This is a genomic window from Pseudosporangium ferrugineum, assembly GCF_003002065.1.
Classification (GTDB): domain Bacteria; phylum Actinomycetota; class Actinomycetes; order Mycobacteriales; family Micromonosporaceae; genus Actinoplanes; species Actinoplanes ferrugineus_A.
In genome coordinates, this window is sequence record NZ_PVZG01000024.1 from 23965 (window position 1) to 40709 (window position 16745).

Genomic DNA, 16745 nt, shown 5'->3' on the forward strand with positions numbered 1-16745 from the left:
AACGCAGGCGTGACATGGGAGCGGGTCATCGCTGAGGACGGCGGTCTCCGAGCGTGCCCTTCGGTGGACCGGCCGGCCACGCCGCGGCTTCTCGTAACACCGTCCGGGGTGCCCTCCCCCGCGCGCACGGGCGACGTGCGGGCACGGGGAGGGCGGGCTGCCGGATGACGACGGATCGGACCGGCGGGACGCGCAGGACGGTGATCACGGCATCGGCGCTGGCCGAACCCGCCTCCTCGTTGTCCGGCTACACGATCGGCGTCACCTCCGACCACCGCCGGGACGAGCTCGCCGCCCTGCTCGAGAGCCGGGGTGCCCGGGTCGTGCTCGCGCCCGCGCTGCGGATCGTGCCGATCGCCGACGACGCCGAGCTGCGCGCCGCCACCCGGGCCTGCCTGGAGTCCCCGCCGGACGTGGTGCTGGTCAACACCGGCATCGGCATGCGGGGCTGGCTGGAGGCCGCCGAGGGGTGGGGCCTGGCCGAGCCGCTGCGGGCGGTGCTCTCCCGGGCGTACGTGGTGGCCCGCGGGCCCAAGGCACGGGCCGCGATCCGCTCCGCCGGGTTGCAGGACCAGTGGTCCCCCGAGGGCGAGAGCTACGAGGAGGTCGTCGACCACCTGGCCGAGCGCGGCGTCGCCGGCCTCACCGTCGCGATGCAGCTGCACGGGGAGAGCCAGCCGGAGTACACCGAGGCCCTCCAGGCGGCCGGCGCCCGGGTCGTCGAGGTGCCGGTGTACCGCTGGGCGCCGCCGATCGACCCGGCACCCCTGCACCGGCTGGTCGATCTCGTCGCCGGCCGGCTGGTGGACGCGGTGACCTTCACGGCCGGGCCCGCGGTGACCGCGCTGCTGCGGGCCGCCGGTACGAACGTCGAACAGGTGCTCGAGGCGTTCCGCCGGGACGTGCTGGTGGTGTGCGTCGGCCCGGTCACCGCGGCTCCGCTGCGCCGGCACGGCGTACCGGTGGTGACGCCGGGCCGGGCGAGACCGGGCGCGCTGGTCCGCACGATCGTCGACGAGTTGCCGCAGCGGGCGCTGAGCATCGAGGTCGCGGGGCACGCGCTGACCCTGCGCGGGCACGCCGCGATCGTGGACGGCGAGCTGCGGCCGCTCGCCCCGGCGCCGATGGCGGTGCTGCGGGCGCTGGCGGCGACGCCGGGCCGGGTGCTCTCCCGGGCGGCGCTGCTGCGGACCCTGCCGCGCGGCGCGGACGAACACGCGGTGGAGATGGCCGTGGCGCGGCTGCGCGCCGGCCTCGGCGCACCGGGCGTGATCCAGACCGTCGTCAAACGCGGCTACCGCCTGCCGGCCTGACCCGAGCCGGTGCCGGACGCGTACGGGCACGGCTGCGCCGGCGACCCGCGCGAGGCACGGGCCGCCGGCGATCGGCCGTTATCCGACCGGGGTCGGGAAGCCGCGCTCCTGCTCGGCCACCAGCGTGCGCATCGCGTGCTCCACGACGCCCACGAGCACCTGCTTGACCGAGTCCCGCTGCCGCGCGTCACACATGATCAGCGGCACGTGGGGCGCGATGGCCAGCGCCTCGCGGATCTCCTCCGGCTCGTACCGGGGGGCACCGTCGAAACAGTTGAGCGCCACCAGGTACGGCAGGTGACGGTTCTCGAAGTAGTCGAGCGGCGCGAAGGCATCGGAGATGCGCCGGGTGTCCACCAGCACGGCCGCGCCCACGGCACCCCTGATCAGCTCGTCCCACATGAACCAGAAACGCGTCTGGCCCGGTGTGCCGAACAGGTAGAGGATCAGGTCGTCGGCCATGGTGATACGGCCGAAGTCCATCGCCACCGTGGTCGTTTCCTTGCCGGGCACCTTGGAGGCATCGTCGATGCCCTGGCCCGCCGAGGTCATGACGGCCTCGGTGGTCAGCGGCTCGATTTCGGAGACCGCACCGACCAGCGTCGTCTTGCCGACGCCGAAGCCACCGGCGACGACGATCTTCGCGGAGGTGATCTCCTTGGGTTGCGCCCCCGCCCGCTCAGAGCTTGCGAAGTCCACTCAACACCCTTTCCAGCAGATCCATCCGCTCCGTGAACCCTTCCTTGGGAGCGGCGCTGTGCAGCTCCAACATCCCGTCGGCGACCATGTCGGCGACGAGGACCCGGGCGACTCCCAGGGGGAGCCTGCTGTAGGCCGCGATCTCGGCCAACGACTGTGCCCGTGGCTCGCACAGCACGGCTATGCGGTACTTGTCGTGCCCGGCGAACCGGGCTTCCTGAACGGCGGCCTGGCTGGCTGTCAGCACCGCCTCGATGGGGATGTCCCGCCGCGGTTCCGTCCGGCCCCGGGTGACCGCGTACGGACGGACCAGATTGCCGCGGGGGTCGTACGGCTGTCCCATCGAGCGGTCACCTCCTTCCGGCTGTAGTCGGACGCGCTCGGGTTGGTGCTAGACCTGTCCGGCCACTGCCTCGCGCGGCGCCGGCACCAGGGCGGCACCGACCCGCTCGACGAGCAGGGCCATCTCGTAGCCGACCTGGCCGACGTCGCAGCTGCGCGCGGCCAGGACCGCCATGGACGAGCCGTCGCTGATGGACATCAGGAACAGGTAGCCGCTGTCCATCTCGATGATCGTCTGCTGCACGGCGCCGGCATTGAACATGCGGGACGCACCGTCGGTGAGGCTGACGACACCGGATGTGATAGCCGCGAGCTGGTCGGCGCGGTCCGCCGGCAGGTCCCGCGACGAGGCCAGCAGCAGCCCGTCGGCGGAGACCGCGACCACGTGGGCGATACCGGCCACGCTGTCGGCGAAGTTGCTGAGCAGCCAGCCCATGTCCTGCATGGTGGGGGGCCTGGTCACTGTCAGTTCTCCTTCGGAGCAGGGGCGCCCTCGGCAGCTTCCTCACTGCCGGCCGTACGCCCTCGTTGCACACCCCGGTGGTACGCGGAGAGGAGGCCTCGTACCTCATCCGGGCTGCGCCGCATTTGATTTCGGGGACTGGTTTGCACCCCGCCCGGCACGAGCTGGGCCTGGGGTACCCGCTTGGGCAGTCCGGAGCGGGTGGTGTCGATGACGTTGGGTTCCGCCGCCGCCATCGCCCGCTGCCAGCCTTCGTCGGCGGCGGTACGCCAGGCGTCCTCGGCCGACCTGCGGGGCCGGGGCACGGACTGGCTGTTGTCCGGACCGGCCTCGGCCGACCGCGAACCATTCTGACGCGTGCTTTCGGAACGTGCCGCCGCCGGAGCCGGGGACACCGGGGCGGGAGGGGCCGGCGCCGCGGTCGTCGCCGCGGCAGCCGGGGCGGTCGGTGCCGAGGCCACAGCCGAGGAGACCGGCTGGTTCGGAGGTGGCGCGTAGCCCGCGGTCGGCATGCTCCACTCCTCGGAAATCGGCCCGTCCTGGCCCTTGAACCAGCTCTGCTGCATCTGCAGGAAGATCGGCGCGGCTTCCGCCCGTTCGTCCTGGACCGCCGGAGCGGGTGGTGGCGGCGGGGGTGGCATCGCGGCGAGCGCGGCGCCCCACCCGTTCGCGTTCGGGCCGCCCGGGCGGTGCGGCGGGTTCCCGCCCTCGGCCGGGAATCCCGCGGGCGGGTTCAGCGGCTGCGCGGCCGGCATCGCGGGCTGCATCGTCGGGTACGCCATCGTCGGCGAGCCGGCGGCCCCCGGGTCGTACGCGGACGTCCGCGCCGGCGCGGGATCGGCCGGCGGCGCCACCCGGGTGGGCAGCTGCGGATGCTCGTCGGCACCGCGCTTGGGCAGCGCGGGCCGGTTCGGGGTCGGGAAGCCCTCGCCCGTGCCGGGACGCTGGGACGGCTGCACCGGCAGTTGCGGGTGCGACGGCATCGCCGGCTGGGCCGGGGGCGCGGAGACCGCCGGCAGGCTGCCGGAATTCGTCCGGGAATACCCGTCCTCGGACCGCAGCTGCCACGGCTCGGGTGCGATCGCCGGCAACGTGGCCGTCGCGGCGCTGCCCCGGCCGAACGGCATCGGGTCGTTCCAGCCGGGTGCGGCATCGAGCTGACGGTTGCCGCGCGACGGCGGGTCCAGCGGCCGGCTGTTCGGCAGCACCACGATGTTGTTCGGCAGGATGACCTGGGCGACCGTGCCGCCCTCGATGTTGGCGCGCAGCTCGACGCGGATGCCGTACCGGCTGGCGAGGCGGCTGACCACGGCCAGACCCATCAGGCGGAACGCCGCCACGTCGACGTCGGGCGTCTCGGCGAGGCGCCGGTTCAGGCTGTCCATCTGTTCCTCGGACATGCCCAGCCCGCGGTCCTCGACCTGGATCACGACGTAGTCGCGGATGCGCCGGCCGTCGGCGACCACCACCGTGTTGGGCGGCGAGAAGCGGGTCGCGTTGTCGAGCAGCTCGGCGACGAGCCGCACGACGTCGTTGACCGCGATCGCGGCGATGGAGATGTCGGTGTCGACCGTGCCGAACTCGATGCGGTTGTAGAGCTCGACCTCGGACTGGGCGGCGCGCAGGGCGTCGACCACCAGGGCGTCCTCGCGGCGCGGCGCGCTGGAGTCGGCGCCGGCGAGGACCAGCAGGTTCTCGTCGTTGCGGCGCATCCGGGTGGCCAGGTGGTCCAGCTCGAAGAGCTGCGCGAGCCGCTTCGGGTCCTCCTCGCCGCGCTCGATCTGGTCGAGCTCGCCGATCATGCGGTCGACCAGGCTCTGCGAGCGGCGGGCCAGGTTGAGGAACATCGCCGAGACGCTGGTCCGGAGGGCGGCCTGCTCGGCGGCGACACGGACGGCCTCGCGGTGGACGACGTTGAAGGCCTGGGCCACCTGGCCGACCTCGTCGCGGTTGGTGAGCCGGATCGGGTCGCGCACCTGGCGGACGATGTCGTCGGCGCCGCCCTCACCGAGGTTGCGCACGTCGCGCAGCCGGGCGACGGCGTCGGGCAGGTCGCGGTTGGCCACCGCGAGGGCGCCCTCCCGCAGCCGGCGCAGCGAGGAGTTGAGCGAGCGGGCCAGCATGACCGCCAGCAGCACCGCAATGATGAGGGTGATCAGCACCAGGCCGGCCTCGATGGCCGCCTGCCGGGTGACCGAGCCGCTCTCGTCCGCGGCCAGTTGCAGCGTCTCGGCCTCGAGCCGCTGCTCGGCCCAGCGCATGAGGTCGACCACGGAGCCCATCGACTGGGTGATGTCCGTCGCCGGCACGGCCGCGCCGCGGGTCAGCTCGGTCGCGGTCTGGTCGGCGAGGTTGACGGCGTCGCCGGTGACCGTGTTGTCCACCAGGGCCTGCTGGGCCGGCGTGGCGACCAGGGCGAAGCCTTCGAGGGCTTCCTGCTGGCTGGTCTGCGTGGCGGTGAAGACGGAGAGCTGCTCGTCGCTGACGTCACCGGCGACGCGCGCCGCGTACGCGACCGCCTCCTGCTCGCCGGTGCCGGCCTTGGCCCGGGCGAACGCCGAGACGGCGCGGAGGCTGTCGGCGACCCGGCCCTCGCCGGCGTACTGGCTGAGCACCTCGCCGTAGCCGACGAGGTCGGTGATCACGACGCCGTAGCGCAGCACGGCCTCGGAGACGGCGATCTCGTCCCGGTCGGTGATCTTCTTGCGGGTGGCGTCCATGGTGCGCAGGTGGTCGTCGATCCGGACGAGCCGGGCGCCCACGGCGGGGGGCGGGTCGTCGATCTCGCGCCGGTCCGCGTTGTACCGCTGGACCTGGCGGTCGCTCTCCGCGATGACGGCGTTGTAACCGTCCGGCTTGGAGCCGGCGCTCGCGAGATACTCCGCCGCGGCCATCCGCTCCTTGTGGAGCGCGTGGGTGACCTGGGAGATGTCCGCCGAGAGCCGGGTCAGATCCTCGACCTGACCCGCGTCGAGGGCACGGCCGCCGACGTCGATCAGGCGGACGGTGGCGAGCGCGAGGACCGCCACCAGCGGCACGAAGAGAATAAGGGCAAGCTTCGAGCGGATACGGGCATCGCGCAGCCGCGGAAGACGTCCGCGGCGCTCGCGGGTGCCGGACCCGCCTTCCCGGCCGCCGTCGTCCTCCGTCTCCTCGGGAGGATTGCCGGCGGCACGCGCGGGGTAGGTCGAAGCCTGGGTCGAAGATCCGGTGCTCACGACATCTCCTCGCTGATCATCCCCGCATCTTGTCGCCCGCCCGATTGCTGTCGCCCGGGCCCCGCCGATGGCTGCGGCAGGGCACACGCCACACGCGGCACGGCCGCGATTTCATCAGAGTCGACAAGCGTTTGGGAAGCCCGAGACCTCCCGGAAACAGCGTTCACGCGTGCCCGACCATCACGCGAAGGGGTCGAGCGTCGACACTGCGTAGGCGTTGACGTGCTCGAATGTAACCGTAGCAACGTATTGTGTCGGCGCAGTGACACATGTCCATCAAGATTCCAACCACTATGTGGGATATACGTCCCGCCCGCCATGCCCGGTGTGGCTTGACCAGCAACCTTCACGTTGGCAAGGTTTGGCGCGATTGGACGGACGGACTGTCCGTGTTCGCGCGGTCCACTCCGGACAACGTTGCGTTCTGCGGGACACTTCGCGTCCCGCCTCCGCCCCTCGAGGAGGCACCCCCAGTGAGGCTCCCCCGTCGTCTGACGGCGTCCGTCGCCGCATCGGCGCTCGTCGTGACCGCCCTTGCGGGCTGCGACTCGGACAGTGGCTCCGGCGACAAGACCGACATCGTGATCGGTGCCGATCTCGCCTCCGGGTCCGCGATGGACGCCGCGTACGCCCGCGCCCTGCAACTGCGGGTCGAGCAGGTCAACGCGTCCGGCGAACTCGGTAACTACAACCTCGTCCTGCGCATCCAGGACAACCGGTCCGACCCCACGTCGTCACTGCGCAACATCAGCACCCTCGCCGACGATCCGCAGATCGCCGCGATCATCTCCGGCGGCTGCAGCGAATGCGCGGTCGGCGCGGCCAAGACGATCAACGACAAGCGGGTGCCGACGATCGCACTCGCGCCCGCGGAAGAGGTCGCCAACCCGGTCGAGAGCCGCCGCTATCTGTTCAAGCTCGGCCCGAACGCGAGCGACAGCGCGGCCACCCTCGTCTCCGAACTGGTCCGCACCGGCACCAAGAAGGTCGCACTGCTCTATTCCGACGACCTCTACGGCAAGGGCGGCCGCAGCCGCATGGTGACGCAGCTGGCCAACGCCGGCATCAAGGTGACCAACCAGCTGCCGGTCAAGCCGACCGCCACGGACGTCACCCAGACCGTCGGCACCCTGACCGACGCCGAGCCGGACGCCCTGGTCGTCTGGACCGGTCCGGACCAGGCCACGCTCGCCGCCTCCAGCGCGAAGGTGGCGAGGTTCGCGGGCCGGATCTACTTCGACGCCGCGGCGGCCGGCGACCTGTTCCTGCCGCAGGAGGCCGCGGCGGCCACGAACAACACGACGATGGTGTTCACCCAGATCCTCGCGATCGACGACGTGGTCGCGACGACGCCGGCCAAGTCGGCCCGCAAGCAGTGGTTCCGGGACTACACCTCGCGCTACGGCAGCTACTCGGGCGTCGCGTCGTTCGGCGCCGACGCGGTGAGCCTGATCGCCGACGCGGTGGCCCGGGTGGGCGGCGACCGCCGGCAGATCCGGGACATCCTGGAGACGTCGCAGACCGACGGGCTGTCCGGACCGATCCGTCTGACCCCGGACAACCACTCGGGGCTCATGCCGCAGGCGCTGACCCTGCTGGTCGCGCGCAGCGGCCGGTGGCGGCTGCTGAGCTGATCACCGCCGACGCGGGAAGGGCGCCGGTCCGCGAGGACCGGCACCCTTCCTGTCGCCTCAGCGCACCGACGTCGTCGCCCGCACCCACGGCAGGGCGAGCACCTCGACGAGCACGAGCAGGTAATACAGCACGATGCTGACCAGCGCGAGCAGCGTGATGGCCGCGAACGCGGTCGGGGTGTCACCCTGGCCGCTGGTCTGCACGATGATCATGCCCAGTCCGGTGTTGCCGTACTGCATCTCCCCGACCACCACGCCGATCACCGCGAGCGGCATCGCGACCTTGAGTCCGACGAAGATCTGCGGAAGGGCGGCGGGCAGCCGCACCCGCAGGAACGTCTGCGACCGCGACGCGTCCATCGACCGGGCCAGCTCCGCCAGGTCGGCGGGGGTGCTGGTCAGGCCGGTGGCGGTGGAGAGCACGATCGGGAAGAAGCAGACCATGAAGGCCATGGCCAGGATCGGTGTACGGCCGTAGCCGAACCAGATCAGCATCAGCGGAGCGAGCGCCACCTTCGGCACCGCGTTGAACGCCACCAGCAGCGGCGAGAACATCCGCTCGACCGGTCGCCACGCCGCGATCGCCACGCCGATCAGCACGCCGACGAGCAGCGACAGGGCGAAGCCCAGCACCGTCGACACGGTCGTGTGCCACGTCTCGGTCAGCAACAGCTCCCGGTAGCGGTCGAAGCCGTCGATGACCTCCGGCGGCGCGGGCAGCACCACCAGATTGATCGAGAAGACGACGGTGACCAGCCACCAGACCGCGATCGCGACGGCCAGGCCGAAGACCGGCCAGATCAGGGCCGACAGCGTACGGCGGGGAGCCGGCCCCGCGCCCGACGCTGCCGCCGGGGCGGAGGCGGTCGCCAGATCAGTCATGTCTCATCCCCTCCGCCGCGTCGCGGGGCACCGGACGGGCGCCCCGCGACGCGGACCGGATCAGGCGTTCGGCACCAGGTCGAACGTGATGACCTGCTCGGGCGTGAGCCCCGCGGGGATCTGCCCGGAACCCTGCAGGATGGCGATGCTGCGGGCGACGCGCTGGCTGTCCAGGGCGCCCACCGGCACGCCGGAGGCCTCCGAGCGCACGAACGGGCCCATCAGGGTCAGCTCGGCCGCGGCGGACTTGGGGTCGGCGGTGGCCACGTACTTCTTGATGATCGTGCCGGCCTCGTCCGGGTTGGTGATCGAGTCCTGCAGGCCCTTGAGCAGCGCCTGGGTGAACTTCTTCACCTTCTCCGGGTTGTCCTTGGCGTACTTGCTGGAGGTGATCAGCACGTTGCCGTACAGGTCCTGGAGGTAGTCGCTGTACGGCAGCAGGACGGCGGTCTTCTTGGCGATGCCCTCGATGGTGGGCTTGCCGACCACGAACTGGCCGATGCCGTCCACCCGGTGCTGCGCCAGCGTGCCGAACAGCGTCTGCGCCGTACCGTTCTCGAACTTGACCTTGCTGGCATCCACATTGGCCAGCTTCGCGTACGTGGGGAACAGGTTGCGCACGACGGAGCCGGGGGTGTCCGCCAGGGTCTTGCCCTCGAGGTCCTTGGGGGTGTTGATGCCGTAACCCTCGAGCGACATGATCGCCGCCATGGTGCGCTGCTGGACCGCCGCCACCGCGGTGAAGCCGGTGATCTTCGGCGCGCCGCCCGCACCGCCCGCGGCGAGCAGGCCGCCGGTGAGGTCGATCGGGGTGAACTGCGCCTGCCCGCCGACGATCGCCTTGACGTTCTCACCGCTGCCGTTGCCGGGCTTGATGTCCACATCGAAGCCGGCCTCGCGGAAGTAGCCCTTCTCCTTGGCCACGTACGCGTACCCGTCCCGGCCGAAGTTGCCGAACGACGTCAGGTAGGTGACCTTCTCCAGCGCCTGCGAACCGCTGGGCGCGCCCTTGTCGTCCGCGTCGTCGCTGCATCCTGCAGCGGCGGCGAGGGTCGTGGCCAGCGCGGCAGCCACGAGCGTGCGGGTGAATGTCCTTCTTTGCACCGTATTCCTTCCCAACCGAGGGGTGTGGAGGCGGGGCGGCGCCGGCGGCGGAGGGTGCCGCGGCGCCATGGAGTGTTCTTCTGAACTCGCCGCGTAAGCGTAGGCGAAGCTTCGCCGGTCATCGATGACAGGTACGTCTCAGTGCCCCCTGTGGACGGGCTGCTCACGACCGTGCACCATCGACTGGTTAGAGTGACGATGCATTCATCGGACTCCATCGGGAGCGCGCGCAGATGATCCGTCTCAGTGGTGTCTCCCGGACGTTCAGTGGGCGTTCCGGCACCGTGGAGGCCCTGAGCGGAATCGATCTCGACGTGGCCGAGGGCGAGTTCGTCGCCGTGCTGGGCCGCTCGGGATGCGGCAAGTCCACCCTGCTCCGCCTGGTCGCCGGCCTGCTGCCGGCCACCACCGGAGAAGTACGCGTGTCAGGCGACCGGGTGACGAAACCCCGCCGGGACATGGCGATGATGTTCCAGAAGCCCGCCCTGCTGCCGTGGCGCACGGTGCTCGACAACGTGCTGCTCCCGGTGCAGTTCTTCGGCTGGAAGAGGGCCGAACACCGGGACAGGGCCCACGAACTGCTGGCCATGACCGGCCTGAACGGCTTCGAGAAGAGGCTCCCGCACGAGCTCTCGGGCGGGATGCAGCAACGCGTCGCCCTGTGCCGCTCCCTGATCGGCAACCCGCGCGTGATGCTCATGGACGAGCCGTTCTCCGCGCTCGACGCGCTCACCCGCGAGGAGCTCTCCGGCGAACTGCAGCGTGTTCACATGGAGCTGAATACGACCATCGTCTTCGTCACCCATTCGATTGACGAGGCGGTGCTGCTCGCCGACCGGGTGGTGGTGCTCAGCCCGCGCCCGGGCCGGATCCGCGAGATCCTCGAGATCAAGATCCCGCGACCGCGCACCCTGGGCCGCGGCGCCCACCTCGAGGACGTGGCCCGGTGCAGCGCCGAACTGCACGAACTGCTGATGGCTTAGGGACGATCGATGCGCGTCTGCCTGTTCATCGAGCCGCACCGCGGCGCCACGTACGAGGACCAGCTGCGCCTCGCCCGGCACGCCGAGGACGCCGGCTTCGAGGGCTTCTTCCGGGCCGACCACTACCAGTCGATGGGCGCCGACCCGGGCCTGCCCGGCCCCACGGACGCCTGGCTGACCCTGGCCGCGCTGGCCCGCGAGACCGGCCGGCTGCGGCTGGGCACCCTGGTCACGTCCGCGACCTTCCGGCTGCCCGGCCCGCTGGCGATCATGGTGGCGCAGGCGGACGCGATGAGCGGCGGCCGGATCGAGCTCGGCATGGGCGCGGGCTGGCTCGAGCGCGAGCACACCTCGTACGGCATCCCGTTCCCGCCGCTGGCCGAGCGCTTCGACCGGCTGGCCGAGCAGCTCGCGATCATCACCGGGCTGTGGGCCACACCGGACGGCGCCACCTATTCCTACGAGGGCAAGCACTACCGGCTGCTCGACGCGCCCGCCCTGCCCAAGCCGGTGCAGCGGCCGGGCCCGCCGGTGATCGTCGGCGGCCGGGGCCCGCGGCGCACCCCGGAACTCGCCGCCCGCTTCGCGGACGAGTTCAACATGCCGTTCAAGAGCGTGGCGGAGACGGCGGCGGGCTTTCAGCGGGTACGCGCTGCCTGCGACACGTACGGGCGCCCGGCCGGCCGCGCGCTCACCCTCTCGGCGGGCGTGGTGGTGGCGCTCGGGCGTACGGATGAGGAAGCCCACCGTCGCGCCGCGCCCCTGCACGTGCCCAGCGCCCTGCCCCCGGAGGACCCGGTGGTCGGTTCGCCCGACGCCCTCGTCCAGCGCCTCGGCGAACTGGCGGAGATCGGGGCCACCCGGGTCCACCTGCGCGTCATCGACATGTCCGACCTCGACCACGTCGACCTGATCGCCGATCGGGTCCTGCCGCAACTGGGAGCGCTGTGACCGAGCAGGTGCTGGGAGCCGTCGGCCAGGAAGTCATGCTGGAGAACGACAAGGTGCGGATCTGGCACATCTCGCTGCGGCCCGGCGAGACCCAGCCGCTGCACCACCACGGCCTTCCGTACGTCGTGGTGGCCGTGCAGGGCGCCAAGAACGTGATCCACACGGCGGCCGGCGAGCGCATCGAGGTCGAGGAGGAGACCGGCGGGATCGTCTTCCGCGAGCCCGGCCAGACTCACATGCTGACCAACGCCGGTGACACTCTGTACATAGGCCGCATCATCGAACTCAAGACCGGCCTCGATCACAGCTAAGCGGAATTTTGGGCAGCCTTAAGAAGCGGCCTCCTGACTGGCGGGCGACCCTACACATTCCGTAACGTGCCCGCCATGGCATTTCGGACCTGGGCCAAGCTGTTGTCCGCGACCCTCGGCGTGGGCGTCCTGGCGGGCGCCAGCCAGTTGGGGCTCGCGTACGGGCTGGGCATCGTGCGCCTCACCCGGGTGGTCGAGGTGACCGCCCGTGATCAGTGGACGGCGCAGCTCGCCTGGATCGCCTGGTTCCCGATGGTGGCCGCCGTGGCCGCCGCCCTCGCCGGCACGGCCCTCTCCCACCGCTGGGCGCCCGGCTTCCGCGGCGGCGCCGGCACCGAACTCGCCATGGCCTTCGCGGCGGCGATCGGCGCGGCCGTCGTCGTGCCGCTCACCATGCAACCCGCCCGTACGGCCCAGATCGCCGGCGTCAACCCGGTCCTGGTGATCGCCATCTGCGCGGGACTCGGCGCCCTGGTCGGCGTCTTCGCCGCGTGGGCCGCGCTGGCCCAGGCCGTGGCCCGCTGGAGCCTGGTCACCATGGCCATCGCGATCTGGGTCATCGCCGTGGTCTCGGTGGCACCGTCGCTGGGCCCGTCCGACCCGCTGCCCGCCGTACGCCTAGGGGTCTTCGACGCGGGCTTCCTGTCGCCCGCGGTGACCCAGCGGACGGCCCTGGCCACCATGCCGGCCCTGGCCCTGCTGGCCGGCGCGGCCCTGGGCTGGGTGGCCCGCCGCCGCGGCCTGCCGACCCTGACCATCGCGCTGGCCGGCCTGCCGGGCCCGGCCCTCCTGACGATCGCCTACCTGATCGCGGGCCCCGGCGCGGGCTCGGACCGCTACCAGGTCGTGCCCTACTGGGCAGCGATGACGGCCACCGGCGCGGGCGTCCTCGGCTCGGTCCTGGCGGCGGTCCTGCGCCGCCCTCCCGCCCCGGACGACGAGGACGACGACACCCCGCCCACGGCCGGCCTGCCCCCGCTGCCCAAGCGCACCGAGCAGCCGGAATCGGCGATCGCGGCCGCCGCGGTGCCACAGACTCCCCCGCCCGCAGACCCCCCGCTCCGCCCCTCGGACACCGCGGTCTTCGACCCGCCCACCGTCACCCGCCCGGGTGAAGACCCCGGCGCATCACCCACCCCGGACTTCCCCCCGGCACCGAGCCCCAGCGGCACGAACCTCTCGCCGGCCCCGCCGTCGGGCGGAACGTCCGCCACCGGCCCGGACTTCTCCTCCGCATCACGGCCGGGCCGGACGCCGGCCACCAGCGCCGACTTCGCCTCCGCGCCGCGGCCCGGTGGGACGCCGGCCACCGGCCCGGACTTCTCCTCCGCACCGCGGCCCGGCGGGAAGGATGCCACCGGCCGGCGGCCGAGCGTTGCCGACGCGTTCACCGGCCGCACCGGCGAGTTCCCCACCCGGCGCCCCGGCCCGCCGCCCGCCGCGCCTCCCCCGGCGCGCGGGGTCGCCCTCGGCGACTACGCGGCCCAGGAACCTTCGTCGTTCGACGCGTTCGCCCGGGGAGCCCGGAACGCCGGCACGGCCACCGCCGAGCAGGACCCCTACGTCCCGGAGCCGGCAACCCGCCCGCTGCCACCCGAGGCCCTGCACGCACCGACCGCCGAACAGCCCCGCCCCGGCCGCACCGGCCGCAGCATGCGCCCGTTCGCCCGAGGCCGCGCGGACGCGGCGGCAACCGCCGCACGCCACGCCCCTGACCCCACGATCCCGCAACCCCGCGCCGCCCACGCCGCGGAGCCGCTCACCCCGGAACCGACGGCGGTCAGCGCTCCCCTGCCCCGCCCCGAGCCGGTCAACCCGCTGCCACCCATGACCCCGGCACCGCGCGGCGCCACCACGCCCGCCCAGGCCGGGACCGCATCCACCCAGGCCCGGACCGCGCCCACCCAGGCCGGACCCGCGCCCACCCAAGCCCGGACCGCGCCCACCCACGCCGGACCCGCATCCGCCCCAGCTGGACCCGCGTCCACCCAGGCCGGACCCCCTCAAGCCGGCTCCCCGCAGGCCGCGTCCGCCCAGGAGCCGCCCACCGCCGGCCGGGGCCGGGGCAAGTTCGGACTGCGCCGGCGCAAGGACGAGGAGATCGTCGACTGGGTCAGCGGCCTCGGCAAATAGGCCCTCCCACCGAGGTAACACATAGTCGAACGCCGATGGAATGATGCGGCGGGGATGTACCGCGACCCGCCGCGGCATCGCAGGATGAGCGCACGGCCCCGCCACCAGCCGGGCCCCGACGCTACGGAGTCCCGCATGTCCCCAGACACCCCGGCACCCCGCCCACCGTCACACCCCGCCACCCGCGAGACCTCCGGCGCGCACCGACCGACCGGAGCGCCCCGCCCACCGTCACACCCCCGCACCCGCGAGACCTCCGGCACGCCCCGCCGACCGTCACGCCCCCGGACCCGCGAGACCTCCGCCGCGCCCCACCCACCGTCACACCCGGGCACCCGCGAGACCTCCGCCACGCCCCACCCCGGCACCCGCGAGACCTCCGGACCGGCACGCCGGCGGTCCGGTCTGCGGCGCCTTCTCACCGCGCTCGCCGTCGTCTTCGCGCTCACCGCCGCGCCCGCCGTGGTGGCTCCGGACCCCGCCGCCGCCTCCGTCTACTCGAGCTGCACGATGTCGCGGTGCGACGCCGCGCGTACCGCCCGCACCGGCTGGAGCCAACTCGGCTGGCCGACCAGCGCGGGCTGGTACACGTGGCCGTACGGCCAGTACAACTACACCGGCGGCACGTTCCAGAACCGGGAACGCCAGCTGCCGACGAACGCGAGCTACAACGAGTACGACGTCTACCCCCGGGCGAAGGGCGCGTCGCGGGACGCATACCGGATCGTGGTGAACCGGTCCACGAAGGAGACCTGGTTCACCCCCGACCACTACGTCAACTTCTACAAGCTCTAAACCGACGGAACCGCCGGCGGAGCCGCCGACGGACCCGTCGGCTCGACCGCGGACGAGACCGCGGCCGGGACCCCGGGCGAGACCCCGGGCGAGACCGCGGCCGGAACCACCGGCGGGACCGCCGACGGAACCACCGAGGCGTCCGACGACGTGACCGGGAGGTACACGCGACCTCCCGCGTTCACGAACTCCTCGCTCTTGTCCTGCATCCCCTTGGCCGCGTACTCCTTCAGCTCCTGCGTGATCTTCATGGAGCAGAACTTCGGCCCGCACATCGAGCAGAAGTGGGCGGTCTTCGCGGGCGCCGCCGGCAGGGTCGCGTCGTGGTACGCCCGCGCTGTGTCCGGGTCCAGCGCCAGGTTGAACTGGTCCTCCCAGCGGAACTCGAACCGGGCCTTGGACAGCGCGTCGTCCCAGGCCTGCGCGCCGGGGTGGCCCTTGGCCAGGTCCGCGGCGTGCGCGGCGATCTTGTACGCGATCACCCCCGCCTTCACGTCGTCCCGGTCCGGCAGCCCGAGGTGCTCCTTCGGCGTGACGTAGCAGAGCATCGCGGTGCCGAACATGCCGATCATCGCGGCGCCGATGGCCGAGGTGATGTGGTCGTACGCGGGAGCGATGTCCGTGGTCAGCGGCCCGAGCGTGTAGAACGGTGCCCCGGCGCACAGCTCCTGCTGCAGGTCCACGTTCTCCTTGATCTTGTGCATGGGCACGTGGCCGGGGCCCTCGATCATCACCTGCACGCCGTGCTCCCACGCGACGTGGGTCAGCTCGCCCAGCGTCCGCAGCTCGGCGAACTGGGCCTCGTCGTTGGCGTCCGCGATGGACCCCGGCCGCAGCCCGTCGCCCAGGGAGAAGGTCACGTCGTAGCGCGACAGGATCTCGCACAGCTCCGCGAAGTTCTCGTAGAGGAAGTTCTCCCGGTGGTGCGCGAGGCACCACGCCGCCATGATCGAGCCGCCGCGCGACACGATGCCGGTGACCCGGTTCACCGCCAGGGGCACGTACGGCAGCAGCACCCCCGCGTGCACGGTCATGTAGTCGACGCCCTGCTCGGCCTGCTCGATCACCGTCTCGCGGAAGACCTCCCAGGAGAGCTTGACCGGGTCGCCGTCCACCTTCTCGAGCGCCTGGTAGATCGGCACCGTGCCGATCGGCACCGCGGAGTTGCGGATGATCGCCTCGCGGGTCTCGTGGATCCGCTTGCCGGTGGACAGGTCCATCACCGTGTCGGCACCCCAGCGGGTGGCCCAGGTGAGCTTGTCGACCTCCTCGGCGATCGAGGACGTGACCGCCGACGTGCCGATGTTGGCGTTGACCTTCACCAGGAACCGGGCACCGATGATCATCGGCTCGCTCTCCGGGTGGTTGATGTTGGCCGGCAGCACCGCCCGCCCGGCCGCGATCTCCTCCCGCACCACGGACGGCTCGACGCCTTCCCGGATGGCCACGAACTCCATCTCATCGGTGACGATGCCGGCCCGCGCATAGGCCAGCTGAGTGGGCCGAGCAGCCACCGGAGCCGTCCCCCCGGAAACAGCCGGCCCGCCGCCGGCAGCCACCGGCCCGCCGCCAGCAGAAGCCGGCCCGCCGCCAGCAGAAGCCGGCCCGCCGCCAGCAGAAGCCGGATCGCCGCCAGCAGAAGCCGGATCGCCGCCGGCAGAAGCCGGCCCGCCGGAGAAGGCCAGCGGTGTGCCCGCCCCGGCGACCGGAGCGACATCCCCCCGGGCCGCGATCCACGGCCCGCGCAGCGGCGGCAGCCCGACCTCGGGGTCGCTGCCGGGCCCGGACGTGTCGTAGAGCCGCACGGGCGGGTTGTCCCCGCTCAGCTCGATCTCGGCGAACGGCACCCGCAGGTCCGGACGCGAGCCCTCGACGTACACCTTGCGCCTCATGTTTCCTCCCCAATCGTGACGAACC

The 16745-nt window shown here is 72.3% G+C and carries 13 protein-coding genes and 1 pseudogene; 7 read left to right on the top strand and 7 right to left on the bottom strand.

Annotated elements, in window-relative coordinates; genetic code table 11:
- Positions 1-164: 164 nt before the first annotated feature.
- Positions 165-1313 (top strand): uroporphyrinogen-III synthase, encoded by a 1149-nt coding sequence (locus tag CLV70_RS33280; protein ID WP_106130600.1) that lies wholly within the window; start codon positions 165-167, stop codon positions 1311-1313.
- A gap of 78 nt (positions 1314-1391) precedes the next feature.
- On the opposite strand, the gene CLV70_RS33285 is transcribed toward CLV70_RS33280, so the two are convergent.
- Genes CLV70_RS33285 through CLV70_RS33300 form a run of 4 tightly spaced genes read right to left on the bottom strand, consistent with a single transcriptional unit; the run spans position 1392 to position 5900 of the window.
- Complete coding sequence (locus CLV70_RS33285; protein ID WP_106130601.1) at positions 1392-2012, bottom strand: GTP-binding protein; 621 nt, start codon at positions 2010-2012, stop codon at positions 1392-1394.
- Positions 1993-2355, bottom strand: a complete 363-nt coding sequence (locus tag CLV70_RS33290; protein ID WP_106130602.1) for a DUF742 domain-containing protein — start codon at positions 2353-2355, stop codon at positions 1993-1995. The genes CLV70_RS33285 and CLV70_RS33290 overlap by 20 nt, the downstream gene beginning before the upstream one ends.
- 48 nt (positions 2356-2403) lie before the next feature.
- Positions 2404-2817 (bottom strand): roadblock/LC7 domain-containing protein, encoded by a 414-nt coding sequence (locus CLV70_RS33295; RefSeq protein WP_106130603.1) that lies wholly within the window; start codon positions 2815-2817, stop codon positions 2404-2406.
- 2 nt (positions 2818-2819) lie between these two features.
- Complete coding sequence (locus CLV70_RS33300; protein ID WP_245908629.1) at positions 2820-5900, bottom strand: nitrate- and nitrite sensing domain-containing protein; 3081 nt, start codon at positions 5898-5900, stop codon at positions 2820-2822.
- 608 nt (positions 5901-6508) lie between these two features.
- Here CLV70_RS33300 and CLV70_RS33305 point away from each other — a divergent pair.
- Positions 6509-7669, top strand: coding sequence for an ABC transporter substrate-binding protein (locus CLV70_RS33305; protein ID WP_106130605.1), 1161 nt, complete (start codon positions 6509-6511; stop codon positions 7667-7669).
- 57 nt (positions 7670-7726) lie between these two features.
- Here the strand turns inward: CLV70_RS33305 and CLV70_RS33310 are convergent, their stop codons facing one another.
- Together CLV70_RS33310 and CLV70_RS33315 are read right to left on the bottom strand one after the other, a co-directional pair.
- A complete protein-coding gene (locus CLV70_RS33310) occupies positions 7727-8551 on the bottom strand; it encodes an ABC transporter permease (protein ID WP_106130606.1) in 825 nt (274 codons plus the stop codon).
- 60 nt (positions 8552-8611) lie between these two features.
- On the bottom strand, positions 8612-9655 hold the full coding sequence (locus CLV70_RS33315) for an ABC transporter substrate-binding protein (protein WP_425440260.1): 1044 nt from the start codon (positions 9653-9655) through the stop codon (positions 8612-8614).
- Positions 9656-9888: 233 nt separating this feature from the next.
- Between CLV70_RS33315 and CLV70_RS33320 the strand changes: the two genes are divergently transcribed.
- The 5 genes from CLV70_RS33320 to CLV70_RS33340 all read left to right on the top strand — a co-directional run bounded on the left by CLV70_RS33320 (position 9889) and on the right by CLV70_RS33340 (position 14828).
- Positions 9889-10638, top strand: a complete 750-nt coding sequence (locus CLV70_RS33320) for an ABC transporter ATP-binding protein (protein ID WP_106130608.1) — start codon at positions 9889-9891, stop codon at positions 10636-10638.
- A 9-nt stretch (positions 10639-10647) separates the two neighbouring features.
- Positions 10648-11589 (top strand): LLM class F420-dependent oxidoreductase, encoded by a 942-nt coding sequence (locus tag CLV70_RS33325; protein WP_106130609.1) that lies wholly within the window; start codon positions 10648-10650, stop codon positions 11587-11589.
- A gap of 35 nt (positions 11590-11624) precedes the next feature.
- Entirely contained in the window at positions 11625-11900 is a 276-nt protein-coding gene (locus CLV70_RS33330; RefSeq protein ID WP_106130666.1) for a cupin domain-containing protein, read from the top strand.
- Between the two features lie 75 nt (positions 11901-11975).
- The gene (locus tag CLV70_RS33335; protein WP_146164249.1) at positions 11976-14033 is read left to right on the top strand and encodes a hypothetical protein; all 2058 of its coding nucleotides are present in this window, start codon (positions 11976-11978) and stop codon (positions 14031-14033) included.
- A gap of 405 nt (positions 14034-14438) precedes the next feature.
- Positions 14439-14828, top strand: a complete 390-nt coding sequence (locus CLV70_RS33340; RefSeq protein WP_106130667.1) for a ribonuclease domain-containing protein — start codon at positions 14439-14441, stop codon at positions 14826-14828.
- 152 nt (positions 14829-14980) lie between these two features.
- On the opposite strand, the pseudogene thiC reads toward CLV70_RS33340, so the two are convergent.
- Positions 14981-16720 (bottom strand): annotated as a pseudogene (thiC, locus tag CLV70_RS33345) (phosphomethylpyrimidine synthase ThiC); the annotation flags it as partial.
- Positions 16721-16745 lie beyond the last annotated feature (25 nt).